The organism is Rathayibacter sp. AY1C4 (assembly GCF_002932195.1).
GTDB lineage: Bacteria > Actinomycetota > Actinomycetes > Actinomycetales > Microbacteriaceae > Rathayibacter.
In genome coordinates this window covers 81,409-95,498 of sequence record NZ_PSWE01000002.1, presented here as the reverse complement: position 1 = coordinate 95,498, position 14,090 = coordinate 81,409, and the positions used below count along the sequence as shown (strand labels likewise).

The following is a 14,090-nucleotide window of genomic DNA, read 5'->3' as shown; positions in this document are numbered from 1 at the left end:
GACGCTCGTGGTTGCCGATCAGATCCATCTCGTGCGGCACGGCGAGGTGTTCAACCCCGACCGGGTCCTCTACGGACGACTCCCGAACTTCCGGCTCTCGGATCTGGGCCACCGCATGGCCCGCTCCGCCGCCGACGACCTGCTCGAGCGCCGGCGCCACGTCACGGCGCTGATCGCGTCGCCGCTCCAGCGCACGCAGGAGTCCGCGCAGCCGATCTCGCAGGCGTTCGAGCTCGAGATCCGCACCGATGAGCGGGTGATCGAGCCGAGCAACCGCTTCGAGGGGAAGTCCCTCGCCGCGCGCAGCTCCGCCCTGCGGAACCCCAAGCACTGGCCGTGGCTCCGCAATCCCTTCGAGCCCAGCTGGGGCGAGCCGTACCTCTCCATCTCGGCGCGGATGTACGCGGCGATCGAGTCGGCGTGGCAAAGCACCGAGGAGGGCGACGCCGCGATCGTCAGCCACCAGCTCCCCATCTGGACGGTTCACCGCGCCCTCGCCGGAGAGCGCCTCTTCCACGATCCGCGCAAGCGCCGCTGCGCCCTCTCGAGCATCACGACCCTCGAGCGGCGCGGGGACGGCTTCGTCGAGGTCGGCTACTCCGACCCGGCCGCCGGCCTGCAGGGCCTGGCCACCGACGTGGGAGCGGTCTGATGCGCCGGACGGGGCGGCTCCGCGCAGCGGGCGTCCTCGCGCTGGCCGCCGCGCTCGCGCTGACGGGCTGCTCCGAGGATCCGCTCGCCGACCAGTACCGCAACGGGAGCAACAAGGGCTACATCTCGGGGGACGGCACCGTCACCGAGATCGCCGCCGCCGACCGGGACGACCCCATCGTCTTCTCCGGCACCGACGAGACCGGCGCCACCATCGACTCCGCCGACCTCGCCGGGCAGGTCGTCGTCGTCAACTTCTGGTACGCCAGCTGCGCCCCGTGCCGCGCCGAGGCCGCTGACCTCGAGACGGTGAACACGGAGTTCGCCGACAAGGGCGTGTCGTTCGTCGGCGTCAACGTGCGCGATCAGGCCCCCACCGCGGCCGCCTTCGCCGAGACCTTCGGGCTCGGCTACCCCTCCATCGTCGACACCGACTCGTCGGTGCAGCTCGCCTTCACCGGCACCGTCCCGCCGAACGCTGTGCCCACGACGCTCGTCCTCGACAGGGAGGGGCGCGTCGCGTCGCGCATCCTCGGCCAGCTCCAGGAGGCGTCGATCCTCTCGACCCTCGTGGGCGACACGCTCGCCGAGGGGGAGTAGCGGCGTGGGCGACATCGTCGTCAGCGGTCAGCTCCTGCTGGCCGTGCCGATCGCGCTCCTGGCCGGGCTCGTGTCCTTCGCGTCGCCCTGCGTGCTCCCGCTGGTGCCCGGCTACCTCGCCTACGTCGGCGGATTCACCGACGCCGACGAGCGCGCGGCACGCGGACGCCGCCGGGTCGTGCTGGGCGTCCTCCTCTTCGTGCTCGGATTCTCGCTGGTGTTCGTCCTCTACGGTGCGGCGGCGGGCACGGTCGGCTTCTGGCTGCGCCAGTACACCGACCTGATCACCCGCGTCCTCGGGCTCGTCGTGATCGCGATGGGGCTCGTCTTCATCGGGCAGTTCTCGTTCCTCCAGCGCTCGCTCCGGCCCGGGATCCGTCCCGCCACCGGGCTGATCGGAGCGCCGCTGCTCGGCATCGTCTTCGGCGTCGGCTGGACGCCCTGCCTCGGCCCGACGCTGAGCTCGATCCTCGCCCTCAGCTACGGCGTGGGCTCGCCCTGGCGCGGCGCCCTCCTCGCCCTGGTCTACTGCCTCGGACTCGGCATCCCCTTCCTCCTCGTCGCCTTCGGCTTCAGCTGGGTGACCAGCACGCTCGCCTTCGTGAAGCGCCACATCCGCGTGGTCAACATCCTCGGCGGCGCCGCCCTCGTCCTGATCGGAGTCCTGATGGTCACGGGCATCTGGAACACCCTCGTCTACGGATCCCTCTCGGCGGTGATCGATGGCTTCCAGCCGGCGATCTGAGCCCGAGGAGAGCACGCGCCGCCCCGACGAGGCCGCGCAGCGGAGGACGGACGCCTCCTTCCGCCCCGCCGACCACTACGACTCCGACGGCACCGTCACGCAGCCGGCGCTCGGGTTCACCGGCTGGCTCCGCTGGATGTGGCGCCAGCTCACCAGCATGCGCACGGCGCTGTTCCTCCTGCTGCTGCTGGCGATCGCGGCGGTCCCCGGATCGCTCGTGCCGCAGCGCTCCTCCGACCCCAACGGCGTGACCCAGTACTTCGTCGACAACCCCGACCTCGCGCCCCTGCTCGACAAGGTGCAGGCGTTCGACACCTACACCTCCGCCTGGTTCTCGAGCATCTACCTGCTGCTGTTCATCTCCCTGATCGGCTGCATCGTCCCGCGCACGCGCCACCACTTCCAGGCGATGCGGTCGCGGCCGCCGCGCACCCCCGCGCGCCTGCAGCGCCTCGCCGGCTACACCGTCCGCGAGGTCGAGGGCGCGACGGAGGAGGAGGCCGTCGCCTCCGCCCACTCCGTCCTGCGCCGGGCGGGCTACCGCGTCGAGCGCTACGACGACCCGCGCGGCCGCTGGTCGAGCGTCTCGGCCGAGCGCGGCTACCTCCGCGAGACCGGCAACCTGGTCTTCCACTCCGCCCTGGTCGGCATCCTCGTCGCCGTCGGAGTGGGCGGCGGGTTCGGCTACAGCGGGCAGCGCGTGCTGGTCGAGGGCTCCCAGGGGTTCGCGAACAACCTCGCGGCCTACGACTCCTTCAACCCCGGCCGCTTCTTCGACAGCAGCCAGCTCGACCCGTACCAGCTGACCCTCGACAGCCTCGACGTGAAGTACGAGGAGCAGAACCAGTCGGCGCTCGGCCAGCCCGTCGACTTCACCGCGAACGTCACGACCTCCGAGCGCGGCGGGGGCACCGAGGACCGCACGATCAAGGTCAACGACCCGCTGGCGATCGGCGGCACGAACGTCTACCTCCTCGGTAACGGCTACGCCCCGACGATCACGGTCCGAGACCCCTCGGGCCGGGCGATCTTCACCGACTCGGTGCCGTTCCTCCCGCAGGACGCGAACCTGACCTCCGTCGGCGTCGTGAAGGTGCCGGACGGGCTCTCGGAGCAGCTGGGCCTCACCGGCTTCTTCTACCCGACGCAGGACACGCTGGCCTCCGGGGCGTCGACCTCGATCTTCCCCGACCTGCAGTACCCCGTGCTCTCGCTGAACGTCTTCGCGGGCGACCTCGGCCTCGACGGGGGAGTGCCCACATCCGTCTACGTGCTCAACACCGACTCGCTGACCCGGCTCACCGGCGGCACCACCGGCGTCGCGCCGATCACCCTCAAGCCCGGCGACACGGCTCAGCTCCCGAACGGGCTCGGCAGCGTGACCTTCGACGACACGGGCGCCGACCCGACGCGGATCGGCACCGACAGCGTCAAGCGCTTCGCCTCGTTCGACATCCACCACGACGCGACCCAGGGCTGGGTGCTGCTCTTCGCGATCCTCGTGCTCGCCGGACTCCTCACCTCGCTGTTCGTCCCGCGGCGCCGCGTGTGGGTGAAGGCGACCGCCCAGGACGACGGCGGCCTCCTCCTCGAGTACGCGGGACTCGCCCGCGGCGAGGACCCCCAGCTGGTGCGCGCCGTGCGGACGATCGCCGACCGGCACGCCCCGCTCGACTGACCCGCCTCCCGGACGTCCCGGAGACCCCTCCACAGCCGTCGCCCGGCTGGGCAGGGGCCGAGTCTGTGCAAGCGCGAAGGGGCGGGCGGGGCGGCGAGCGATTACCCTGAGGAGGTGATCGCGACCCTCTCGCAGTACTCGGTGCTGTGCCTCTCCTCCGCCATGGGCATCTACGCCATGGCGTTCGTCTTCTTCGCGATCGACCTCGCCCGCCGCGCCTCCCTGGCCGACGGCGAGTCGATCGAGGTCGTGCAGGAGGCGGAGCGCGTCGCCTCCGCGGCCGCCGCCGACCGCGCGGCCAGCGGCAAGGCCACCGTCGCTGCCGCAGGCTCCGGACGCACCGCGACGCTCTCCCGCATCGGCAGCCGCGTCGAGGACGAGGTCTACCGCGCCCCCGCCCGCTCGAAGACCATGCGCATCGGGTTCTCGCTCACGCTCCTCGGCTTCGTGCTCCACCTCGGCGCGACCGTGCTCCGCGGCGTCGCCGCCGGCCGCGTCCCCTGGGCGAACATGTACGAGTTCTCGATGACCGGGACGCTCATCATCATCGGCGTCTTCCTCGCCGTCCAGCTGCGCTGGGACCTCCGCTTCCTCGGAGCGTTCATCACCGGCCTCGTCCTGGTGCTCCTCGGCATCGCGACCGTCAACTACTACGTCGCCGTCGTCCCGCTCCCGCCGGCACTCCAGTCCTACTGGCTGGTCATCCACGTGCTCGTCGCGATCCTCGGCACCGCGTTCTTCGCCCTCGGCTTCGCGCTCTCGGTCACCCAGCTCCTCCAGGCCCGCCGCGAATCCTCCGGCGACAGCCCCCGCTCGGTCCTCCGCTTCCTGCGCACCCTGCCCAGCTCCCTCACCCTCGAGAACCTCGCCTACCGCGTCACGATCCTCGGCTTCATCCTCTGGACCTTCACGCTCATCGCCGGCGCCGTCTGGGCCGAGAAGGCCTGGGGCCGCTACTGGGGCTGGGACACCAAGGAGGTCTGGACCTTCATCATCTGGACCATCTACGCCGGCTACATCCACGCCCGCGCCACCCGCGGCTGGCGCGGCACCCCCTCCGCCTGGCTCGCCATCGTCGGCTTCGCCGCCGTCATGTTCAACTTCGGCGTCGTCAACGTGTTCTTCAAGGGACTCCATGCCTACTCCGGCCTCGACACCGGCATGTAATCGGGTCGGCGGGGCCTGGTGGGGCCCCTCGCGGCGTTGTCGGCGACGAACGTAGCGCCGCTACGCCCGACGCCTCCGCCTTGCGATCGACCCCACCAGGCCCCGCCGACCGCCCACCAGGACACGCTTTGAGGACGGCTCCGCTTCGCGGTCGCCGCGGGGGGCCTCCGCGTCGCGGTCGGGTCTGGCCGGGCTCCGCTTCGCGGTCGGGTCCGGGTGGGCTCCGCTTCGCGGTCGGGTCCGGGTGGGCTGCGCTTCGCGGGAGGCCCGCGGAAACGGCGGTCGACGGAACATGCTGATCGGGTAGCGCGCGCGGCGCGCGTATCGAGATCCCATGGCGCGAACGCGGGGAGCGGGCCGATCGAGTTCCCGCAGATGGACGCGCAGGGGGCGGTGCCTGCTGGTCGAGTAGTGCGCGGAGCGGGCGTGTCGCGCACAGGGGGCATGGACGGGCTGCGGGCGGATCCGTGCCTGTCGGATGGCGGTGGTGGACGCCGGGGGCGACGGCGGACGGGTCAGACGGCGGTGACGACGTCGATGAGGTGGGGGGCGAAAGGGGCGTCGAGGGCGAGGACGATGCGGGTGCGGGCGTCGGAGGGATGGACGCCGCGGTAGATGCCGCGGAGGTCGGCGACGGTCTGGCCGCGGCCGGGGCCGTGGGTGGCGTCGACAGTGACGTGGACGCGCGGGGCGGAGGTGAGGGCGACGGCGTCGACGGCGATCGCGGCGGCCATGGGGTCGTGCATGGCAGCGGTGCGCTCGCCGAAGTGGCCGACGTAGAAGTCGAAGTAGAAGTCGAGCGCCTGCCCGATGGCCTGCGCGAGGGGATCGGGCGACGCGAGCAGGACGGCGCGGTCCTCCTCCGTCAGCAGGTGCCGCATGGTCACGTCCAGGGGCACGAGCGTCAGATCCCAGTCGGCCGCGACGACCTCGGCGGCGGCGGCAGGGTCGTGCCAGATGTTGGCCTCCGCCACGGCGGTCACGTTGCCGGGGACCAGCGCGGCTCCGCCCATCACGGTCACCGAGTGGACGAGGGACGCGATCTCCGGGTGTGCACGGAGGGCGAGCGCGAGATTCGTCAGCGGGCCGATCGCGACCAGCCGCAGCTCGCCCTCGTGCTCACGAGCGAGACGGAGGAGGAGGTCGGCCGGATCCTCGTCGACCGGCTCGCCGCCCTCGGGCAGCGCGACCCCGCCGATGCCGTCGTCGCCGTGCACGTGCGGAGATCCGCCGGCGTAGTCCTCCTCGAGGAAGTGGTGCGCCCCCACGGCGACCGGCACGTCGTCGCGGCCTGCCAGCGCGAGCAGGCCGAGGCTGTTGACGGCGGCCCGGCGGGCGTCGGTGTTGCCGCTGACCGTGCTGATCCCGACGAGGCGGGCCCGGGGCGAGCGGAGGAGGTACGCCAGGGCGAGCGAGTCGTCGATGCCGGTGTCGCAGTCGAGGAAGACGGGGACGGTCGATGCGCTCACGGTGCTCCGATGCTCGAGGGTGGGGGATGCGTCGGGCACCGGCGGCCGACGCTCCCATTCTGCCGCTCCTCGGACGCGGCGCCCGCCGCCGACGATCAGAGCAGCGCGTAGGAGTCGCGGAGCCGCGCCCGCCACCAGGCGAGCCGCTCCGGCGACACGGCGTGACGGGAGAGGAGCTCCTCCGAGACCTCCACGCGGCCGACGGGGATGCTGCCGTCGACCGGCCGCAGCGGCCGCTCCGTGACGTCCGCGGCGAGGAGGGACGCGGTGCCGAGTCCGCAGTCGAAGGGCAGCTCGGGGAGCGCCGCGGCCAGGGCGGCGCCCATGGCGAGTCCGACCGAGCTGTCGATCGCGCTCGAGACCACCGCCGGCAGCCCCGCCTCGGCGACGAGGGCCAGCGCCCGGCGCGTCCCGCCGAGCGGCTGGGCCTTCACGACCAGCAGGTCCGCGGCTCCGGCCCGGGCGACGGCGAGCGGATCGGCGGCCTTGCGGACGCTCTCGTCGGCGGCGATCGGGATGCCCATGTACTTCACCCGGTAGCGCAGCTCCGCCAGCTCGTCGACGCTCGCGCACGGCTGCTCGACGTACTCGAGGTCGGACTCCGCGAGGGCGTGGACGGCGTGCTCGGCCTCGTCGAGGTTCCAGCCGCCGTTCGCGTCCACGCGGATCCGGCCCTCCGGACCGAGCAGGCGGCGGACCTCGACGACCCGGGCCACGTCGTCGGCCAGCGTCTGGCCGCGCTCGGCGACCTTCACCTTCGCCGTGCGGCAGCCGTGGTAGCTCGCGAGCACGGCGGCGACCTCGTGCGGTGCCACGGCCGGGATGGTCGCGTTCACCGGGATGCGGTCGCGCAGCGGTGCCGGCTGCTCGCTCCAGCCGTAGTCGATCGCCGCCCGGAGCCACGCCGCCGACTCCTCTGCGCCGTACTCGAGGAAGGGCGAGAACTCGGTCCAGCCCTCGGGGCCGCGCACGAGCGCGATCTCGCGGTGGTCGACGCCGCGGAAGCGGGTGCGGAGCGGCAGAGCGACGACGCGGAGTCCCGCGTCGATCTCGCCGAGGGAGGGGAGCGGGGAGGCGGGCACGACGTCGTCCATCCGGCCATTGTCCACCGGCCGGGGCCACGCGGCGGCCACCCGCGCGCAGGAGGTCGGCGACGCGCGCGCAAGCCCCCGGGGTCCCTCCTCCGAGCGGCCGCCGAGGTGCCAGACTGACGAGGCTGCCGTTGGAGTCCGGAGGAGTGCGATGAGCCAGATGCCGATGAGCCCGCCGCCCGCGCCCGCCCCGGGCCCGACGCAGGGCTCCGTCCCCTCCCACCGCCCGCTCGGCAGGGGCGCCTGGATCGCGCTGGGCACGAGCCTCCTCGTGGGCGTCGTCTACACCGGCGTGCTCGGCACGCTCGTCGCCGTCGGAGTGGGCGGCGCGCTCGACTCCGCCGCCGGCAGCGCGTCGACGAGCGCTCCGTCCGAGCCGTTCGGCGACCCGACGGACGACCCGTTCGGCAGCGGGGACCCGTCCGATCCGCTCTACGACTACCCCGGCTACCAGGACGGCGACGCCGCGACGATCCTCGGCCAGCCGTCCGCGGAGGACGTGCGCGCGAGTGCCGAGAAGGCCGTCGCGGCCGTCGAGGGCGCCGTCCCCGAGGAGTGGACCTCGGCCGACGACGAGTACTACGAGCAGTCGCAGAACGCCTACGGCGGGCCCTCCCTCCTCTACGACTACATCTCGGCGACCGAGTACGCCGCCGCCGACGTCTCGACCGACGCCGATAGGCAGGCGGCGGTCGACCGCTTCACCGCAGCGCTCTCGCCCCTCGGCTTCGACGACGTCGAGGTGGCCGACACCCCCGAGGAGTGGTCGGAGGCGGGCTACGAGCTCGACGGCGACCTCTCGGACGAGGAGGCCTCGGCCGCGCTCTGGATCGTCACCGCCCGCTCCTCCGCCGACCTCGTGCCCGCGATCGAGCTGGGCCTCGTCGACCTCGACGCCGATCCGACCGGCCTGGTCGCCGACATGCTCGACGGAGTCGGCCTCTCGCCGGACCCGCAGGGCGCGTTCCTCGCCGGGTACGCGAACGGGGTCCTGCAGGACGAGGACCGCGGCGAGTTCACCGACCGCCTCGAGGAGTACGGCGGAGTCGCCGCGACCTGACCGGGCGCTACAAGCAAGCCCGTCCGCCCGCAAGCCCGAATCGGCGCACCGCCCGCGCCCTACGGTGAGGGGATGGCTGCACCCCGCTCGACCAGGCCCCTGCGCGACTACGCCGCGATCGGAGACGGTCGCACGGTCGCCCTGATCGCGAAGGACGGCAGCGTCGACTGGATGCCCGTCCCGGACCTCGGCTCCACCCCCGCCTTCGCCGCCCTGATCGACGCCGAGTCCGGCGGCTGCGTCGAGCTCGCCCCCGAGGAGCCCGCCGAGGTCTCGCGCGCCTACATCCGCGACACGAACGTCCTCGAGACCACCTTCACCACCGAGTCGGGCACCGTCCGCGTGACGGACGCGCTCGTCACCGGGATCGCGGGCCGCCTCCCGTGGGCCGAGCTCGCGCGCCGCGTGGACGGTGTCGACGGCGAGGTGCGGATGCGGTGGGCCGTGCGTCCCGGAACGGGGCTCGGCCGGTTCTCCCCGTGGATCCAGAACGCCGACGGCCGCTCGCTCATCCGCGCCGGCGACATCACCATCGGCGTCACCGGCCAGGAGCACGGGCCCGACGGCGACGACGCGCCCTCCGGCGCCGGCGACGAGCTGACGGGCTCCTTCGTCGTGACCGCGGGGAAGGACGCCGTGCGGCACGTCCTGGTCGTGTCGGCCACGCACGACGAGCCGCTGCACTTCCCGGTCGCGAAGAACGTCGACCGCGGCATCGACCGCACCATCCGCAGCTGGCAGGACTGGTCGGAGGAGTTCTCCTACGACGGCCCGTGGTCCGAGGCCGTCCAGCGCAGCGCCCTCGCGCTCAAGCTGCTGATCTACTCGCCCACAGGAGCCATCGCCGCGGCCGCGACCACGTCGCTCCCGGAGTCGCCCAACGGCGGCAAGAACTGGGACTACCGCTTCGCCTGGGTGCGCGACGCCGCGTACACGATGCACGCGCTGGTGCGCTTCGGCCTGCGCGAGGAGACGCACGCCGCGCTGTCCTGGCTCCTCCGCACGATCAAGGAGCACGGGCCGGATCTGCACATCTTCTACGGACTCGACGGCTCCATGCCGACCGTCCTGGAGGAGTTCGACGTCCCGGGCTACGCCGGCATCGGCCCGGTCGTCGCCGGCAACGCAGCGCAGAGCCAGCTGCAGCTGGGCGTCTTCGGCGACCTCTTCGACATCTGCCGCATCTACGTCGACGAGGGCAACGTCCTCGACATCCAGACCGGCCGGCTCCTCGCCCGCGTCGCCGACACCACCTGCGACCTGTGGCGGAACCGCGATGCGGGCATGTGGGAGCTGGAGGAGGAGCAGCACTACACCTCCTCGAAGATGGGCTGCTGGCAGGCGCTCGACGCGGCCGTGCACCTGGCGGAGCTCGGCCAGGTCGCGGGCAGCCCCGACCGATGGCGCTTCGAGCGCGACCGCATCCGGGAGTGGATCGAGGAGCACTGCTGGTCCGAGGAGCTCGGCTCCTACGTGATGTACCCGGGCAGCGAGGAGCTGGACGCCTCGGTGCTCCTGCACGCGCCCAGCGGCTACGAGCGCGGCGAGCGGATGATCTCCACCATCGACGCCCTGGTGAAGGAGCTCGGCCGCGGCGCGCTGCTGTTCCGCTACTCCGGCATGGAGGGCGAGGAGCACCCGTTCGTGGCCTGCTCGTTCTGGCTCGCGTCCGCCCTGGCCTGCGTCGGTCGGCACGACGAGTCGGTCGCCCTGATGGACGAGCTCGTCGCCACGGTCCCGAACGACGTCGGGATCATGTCCGAGATGATCGCGGTCGACGACCTGGCCTTCTGGGGCAACCTGCCGCAGGGGCTCAGCCACCTCGCGCTGATCAACGCGGCCATCACCATCGAGGAGCTGGCGCCGGAGAAGGTCGGTCGCGCGTAACCCCGCCGACGGCGTCCGCGCAACCCGTTGAGGGCCGGCTCCGAGGGGCGTAGACCGGTACCACCCCCTCGCACCGCACCCACAAGGAGCACCTCAGCATGGATCTCGGCATCAGCGGCCGCATCGCCCTCGTCACCGGAGGCGACTCCGGCATCGGCCTGGCCACGGCGCAGCTCCTCCTCGCCGAGGGCGCGACCGTCGTGATCACCGACAAGGACCAGGCGGAGCTCGACCGGGCGGCGGCCGGGCTCGACGCTCCGGAGGGCCGCCTGCGCGCCTTCGCCGCCGACGTCACCAGCACGGAGCAGCTCGCCGAGCTGCACCGCCGCGTGGCCGGAGCGGTCGGCGCGATCGACATCCTCGTGCAGTGCGCCGGAGTCACGGGGGCGCAGGGCCTCTTCCACGAGATCGACGACGAGGGCTGGACCAGCACCCTCGAGGTCGACCTGCTCGGTCCCGTGCGGCTCGTGCGCGAGTTCCTCCCCGACCTCCGCACCGGAGGCTGGGGCCGGCTCGTGCTCACCGCCTCCGAGGACGCCGTGCAGCCCTACGACGACGAACTGCCCTACTGCGCCGCGAAGGCGGGCGTCCTCGCCTTCGCCAAGGGACTCTCGCGCTCCTACGCGCAGGAGGGCCTGCTCGTGAACACGGTCTCGCCCGCGTTCATCCGCACTCCGATGACCGACGCGATGATGTCCAAGCGCGCCGAGCAGAGGGGCACCTCGGTCGACGAGGCGATCTCGTCCTTCCTCGACGAAGAGCGGCCGTACATGGAGCTGAAGCGCCGGGGCGAGGCCGAGGAGGTCGCAGCCATGATCGCCTTCCTCTGCTCCGACTGCGCCTCGTTCGTGAACGGCTCGAACTACCGCGTCGACTCCGGATCCGTCGCCACGATCTGATCCCCGCAACCACGGGCCCCGCCCAGCGCGCGCACCCCGCGCGTGCGGGCGCCGTCCAGCCGAAGAAGCCAGACTCGGGGCGGGACACCGCACCCGGCACTGCAAGAGAAAGGAACGGTCCATGACCACCACCCTCGAACGCCACGTCGAAGCCCCCGCGGGCTCCGGTGCCAAGACCAGCCGCCGTCAGAACGCCGAGAAGGGCTTCAAGGCCTCCAAGGAGCTGCTCGACAGCCTCCAGATCGTCCTCGTCGACCTGATCGAGCTCCACGTCCAGGGCAAGCAGGCCCACTGGAACGTCGTCGGCAAGAACTTCCGCGACCTCCACCTGCAGCTCGACGAGATCATCGAGGCCGCGCGCGAGTTCAGCGACGACATCGCCGAGCGCATGCGCGCCCTCCACGGGATCCCGGACGGCCGCAGCGACACCGTCGCCGCGACCACCACCCTCCCCGAGTACCCGCACGGCGAGATCGACACGGCCGAGACCGTCGACCTGGTCACGATCCGCCTCGAGAACACCGCCGCCACCATGCGCGAGGTCCACGACCAGGTGGACGAGGAGGACCCGACCAGCGCGGATCTCCTCCACGCGATCATCCAGAGCCTCGAGCAGTACGCCTGGATGGTGTCGGCCGAGAACCGCACCACCTCCGCCGCCAAGTAGGGGCGAGCACCGGAAGGGGACTCCGCGTCAGCGGGGTCCCCTTCCGTCTGCCCGGGCGGTGTCGAGTCGCCGTGCAGTCCGGATCAGTAGGGTCGTGGCATGAGCACGCAGGTCTCCGAACTGTTCGACGCCCACCGCTGGGCGACCGTCGACGGCTTCGACGCACTCGAGGACATCACCTACCACCACGACCGCTCCGGCCGCATCGCGCGGGTCGCGTTCGACCGGCCCGAGGTCCGCAACGCGTTCCGGCCGCGCACGGTCGACGAGCTGTTCCGCGCCCTCGAGGACGCCCGGACGAACCCGCGCGTCGGCGTCGTCATCCTCACCGGCAACGGCCCGAGCCCGCGCGACGGGGGCTGGGCGTTCTGCTCCGGGGGAGACCAGCGGATCCGCGGCCGCGACGGCTACCGGTACTCCGACGGCGAGACCGCCGAGGGCATCGACTCAGCGCGGAACGGCCGCCTGCACATCCTCGAGGTGCAGCGCCTCATCCGCTTCATGCCGAAGGTCGTCATCGCGGCCGTCCCCGGCTGGGCCGCGGGAGGCGGGCACTCGCTGCACGTGGTCTGCGACCTCACCCTCGCCTCCGCCGAGCACGGGCGCTTCAAGCAGACGGACGCCGACGTCGGCTCCTTCGACGCGGGCTACGGCTCCGCGTACTTCGCCCGCCAGATCGGGCAGAAGGCCGCGCGCGAGGTGTTCTTCCTCGCGCGGGAGTACTCCGCGCAGCGCGCCTACGAGATGGGCGCCGTGAACGCGGTCGTCCCGCACGCCGAGCTCGAGACGACCGCGGTGGAGTGGGCCGAGACGATCCTCACCAAGTCGCCCACGGCCATCCGGATGCTGAAGTACGCGTTCAACGCCGTGGACGACGGCCTCGTGGGCCAGCAGCTCTTCGCGGGCGAGACCACGCGCCTCGCCTACGGCACCGACGAGGCCGTCGAGGGACGCGACTCCTTCCTCGAGAAGCGCGAGCCCGACTGGTCGCCGTTCCCGTGGCAGTTCTGAGCCGGAGGGCACGCAGGTGACCCGCCCGCTCGCCGGTGTCGACGCGACGGTCGAGGCCGTCCTCCTCGCTCTGCGCGCGGCCCTGGACGGCAGCGGCCCGGCGATCCGCGTCTCCGCCCCCGGCGCCGCGACCGCCTCCGATGGCGCCGTCGTGCCCCAGCGCGTCGCCGTCGTCGTCGAGACCTCGGGCTCGTCGGGGCCGCCCAAGCGGGTCGCGCTCTCGACAGCGGCCCTGCTCACCAGCGCCTCCGCGACCCTCGCCGAGCTGGGCGGGCCGGGACGCTGGCTGCTCTGCCTGCCGACCCACTACGTCGCGGGACTGCAGGTGCTCGTCCGCTCGCTGACCGCGGAGGCCGACCCGGTCGTCCTCCCGGCCGGCGGCTTCGACGCGGCGGCCTTCCTCGCTCTTGCTCGGACGATGCCGGCGGGGGAGCGGCGGTACTCCTCGCTGGTCCCCGTGCAGCTCGCGAGGCTGCTGGACCTCGCCGAGCGCGATCCGGCCGCGGCCGAGGCGCTCCGCTCGTTCGACGCCCTCCTGATCGGCGGCCAGGCGACGCCGCAGCCGCTGCGGGACCGCGCCGCCGCCCTCGGCGTGCGCATCCGCCTGACCTACGGATCGAGCGAGACGTCCGGCGGCTGCGTCTACGACGGCGTCCCGCTCCACGACGTGCGGATGCGCGTCGAGAACGGGCAGGTGCTGCTCGGCGGCCCGACCCTCGCGGAGGGCTACCTCGACGCCGACGGCGCGATCGACCACGAGCGCAGCGCCTCCGCCTTCCTCGAACTCGACGGGGAGCGCTGGTACCGCACGGGCGACGCGGGGTCGATCGTCGACGGGCGCCTCCGGGTGACCGGTCGGCTCGACCGCGTGATCGTGTCGGGCGGGGAGAAGGTGTCGCTCGACGCCGTCGAGGCCGTGCTGCGCGAGGGGACCGTCCCCGACGCGGTCGTCGTGCGGCGGGCGGACGAGCAGTGGGGCGAGGTCCCGGTCGTCGTGACGGCGGAGGAGGCTCCCGCGCTCACCGACCTGCGCGCCCTGATCGCCGACCGCCTCGGGCGCGCCGCCGCTCCCGCGGCCGTGCTGCCGGTCGGCCGCATCCCCCTCCTCGCCTCCGGGAAGCCCGACCGCCGCGCCCTCGAGGTGCTCGCCGAGCAGGCCTGACCG

At 72.7% G+C, this 14,090-nt stretch carries 13 protein-coding genes; 11 read left to right on the top strand and 2 right to left on the bottom strand.

What is annotated here, in order from left to right:
- The first annotated feature begins 7 nt into the window (after nucleotides 1–7).
- The 5 genes from C5C99_RS01630 to ccsB all read left to right on the top strand — a co-directional run bounded on the left by C5C99_RS01630 (nucleotide 8) and on the right by ccsB (nucleotide 4,841).
- Complete coding sequence (locus C5C99_RS01630) at nucleotides 8–652, top strand: histidine phosphatase family protein (RefSeq protein WP_104336194.1); 645 nt, start codon at nucleotides 8–10, stop codon at nucleotides 650–652.
- Nucleotides 652–1,251 (top strand): TlpA disulfide reductase family protein, encoded by a 600-nt coding sequence (locus C5C99_RS01625; protein ID WP_104249773.1) that lies wholly within the window; start codon nucleotides 652–654, stop codon nucleotides 1,249–1,251. The genes C5C99_RS01630 and C5C99_RS01625 overlap by 1 nt, the downstream gene beginning before the upstream one ends.
- A 4-nt stretch (nucleotides 1,252–1,255) precedes the next feature.
- A complete protein-coding gene (locus tag C5C99_RS01620; RefSeq protein ID WP_258063588.1) occupies nucleotides 1,256–1,996 on the top strand; it encodes a cytochrome c biogenesis CcdA family protein in 741 nt (246 codons plus the stop codon).
- On the top strand, nucleotides 1,974–3,674 hold the full coding sequence (locus C5C99_RS01615) for a cytochrome c biogenesis protein ResB (RefSeq protein WP_104339492.1): 1,701 nt from the start codon (nucleotides 1,974–1,976) through the stop codon (nucleotides 3,672–3,674). The genes C5C99_RS01620 and C5C99_RS01615 overlap by 23 nt, the downstream gene beginning before the upstream one ends.
- 162 nt (nucleotides 3,675–3,836) lie before the next feature.
- Nucleotides 3,837–4,841 (top strand): c-type cytochrome biogenesis protein CcsB, encoded by a 1,005-nt coding sequence (gene ccsB, locus C5C99_RS01610; RefSeq protein WP_104224871.1) that lies wholly within the window; start codon nucleotides 3,837–3,839, stop codon nucleotides 4,839–4,841.
- Nucleotides 4,842–5,356: 515 nt separating this feature from the next.
- On the opposite strand, the gene C5C99_RS01605 is transcribed toward ccsB, so the two are convergent.
- Together C5C99_RS01605 and C5C99_RS01600 are read right to left on the bottom strand one after the other, a co-directional pair.
- A complete protein-coding gene (locus C5C99_RS01605; protein ID WP_104272828.1) occupies nucleotides 5,357–6,310 on the bottom strand; it encodes a nucleoside hydrolase in 954 nt (317 codons plus the stop codon).
- Between the two features lie 95 nt (nucleotides 6,311–6,405).
- Nucleotides 6,406–7,404 carry an o-succinylbenzoate synthase gene (locus C5C99_RS01600; protein ID WP_104254851.1) on the bottom strand — a complete coding sequence of 333 codons (999 nt, stop codon included), beginning with the start codon at nucleotides 7,402–7,404 and terminating at the stop codon, nucleotides 6,406–6,408.
- 148 nt (nucleotides 7,405–7,552) lie between these two features.
- Between C5C99_RS01600 and C5C99_RS01595 the strand changes: the two genes are divergently transcribed.
- The 6 genes from C5C99_RS01595 (at nucleotide 7,553) to C5C99_RS01570 (ending at nucleotide 14,087) form a co-directional block, all read left to right on the top strand.
- Complete coding sequence (locus tag C5C99_RS01595; protein WP_104247929.1) at nucleotides 7,553–8,461, top strand: hypothetical protein; 909 nt, start codon at nucleotides 7,553–7,555, stop codon at nucleotides 8,459–8,461.
- Nucleotides 8,462–8,533: 72 nt separating this feature from the next.
- Complete coding sequence (locus C5C99_RS01590) at nucleotides 8,534–10,348, top strand: glycoside hydrolase family 15 protein (protein ID WP_104247930.1); 1,815 nt, start codon at nucleotides 8,534–8,536, stop codon at nucleotides 10,346–10,348.
- 98 nt (nucleotides 10,349–10,446) lie between these two features.
- Nucleotides 10,447–11,247 (top strand): SDR family NAD(P)-dependent oxidoreductase, encoded by an 801-nt coding sequence (locus tag C5C99_RS01585; RefSeq protein ID WP_104339491.1) that lies wholly within the window; start codon nucleotides 10,447–10,449, stop codon nucleotides 11,245–11,247.
- A 121-nt stretch (nucleotides 11,248–11,368) separates the two neighbouring features.
- Complete coding sequence (locus C5C99_RS01580; protein WP_104223596.1) at nucleotides 11,369–11,914, top strand: Dps family protein; 546 nt, start codon at nucleotides 11,369–11,371, stop codon at nucleotides 11,912–11,914.
- Nucleotides 11,915–12,013: 99 nt separating this feature from the next.
- Nucleotides 12,014–12,925, top strand: coding sequence for a 1,4-dihydroxy-2-naphthoyl-CoA synthase (locus tag C5C99_RS01575; RefSeq protein WP_104339490.1), 912 nt, complete (start codon nucleotides 12,014–12,016; stop codon nucleotides 12,923–12,925).
- A gap of 16 nt (nucleotides 12,926–12,941) precedes the next feature.
- The gene (locus C5C99_RS01570; RefSeq protein ID WP_181074524.1) at nucleotides 12,942–14,087 is read left to right on the top strand and encodes an AMP-binding protein; all 1,146 of its coding nucleotides are present in this window, start codon (nucleotides 12,942–12,944) and stop codon (nucleotides 14,085–14,087) included.
- Nucleotides 14,088–14,090: the final 3 nt, after the last annotated feature.

Bases quoted from the DNA above. Each gene is read 5' to 3' on its own strand.
- C5C99_RS01600 (WP_104254851.1), bottom strand. From the start codon at position 7,404: ATGGACGACGTCGTGCCCGCCTCCCCGCTCCCCTCCCTCGGCGAGATC.
- C5C99_RS01575 (WP_104339490.1), top strand. From the start codon at position 12,014: ATGAGCACGCAGGTCTCCGAACTGTTCGACGCCCACCGCTGGGCGACC.
- C5C99_RS01590 (WP_104247930.1), top strand. From the start codon at position 8,534: ATGGCTGCACCCCGCTCGACCAGGCCCCTGCGCGACTACGCCGCGATC.
- C5C99_RS01585 (WP_104339491.1), top strand. From the start codon at position 10,447: ATGGATCTCGGCATCAGCGGCCGCATCGCCCTCGTCACCGGAGGCGAC.
- C5C99_RS01595 (WP_104247929.1), top strand. From the start codon at position 7,553: ATGAGCCAGATGCCGATGAGCCCGCCGCCCGCGCCCGCCCCGGGCCCG.
- C5C99_RS01580 (WP_104223596.1), top strand. From the start codon at position 11,369: ATGACCACCACCCTCGAACGCCACGTCGAAGCCCCCGCGGGCTCCGGT.
- ccsB (WP_104224871.1), top strand. From the start codon at position 3,837: ATGGGCATCTACGCCATGGCGTTCGTCTTCTTCGCGATCGACCTCGCC.
- C5C99_RS01625 (WP_104249773.1), top strand. From the start codon at position 652: ATGCGCCGGACGGGGCGGCTCCGCGCAGCGGGCGTCCTCGCGCTGGCC.
- C5C99_RS01615 (WP_104339492.1), top strand. From the start codon at position 1,974: ATGGCTTCCAGCCGGCGATCTGAGCCCGAGGAGAGCACGCGCCGCCCC.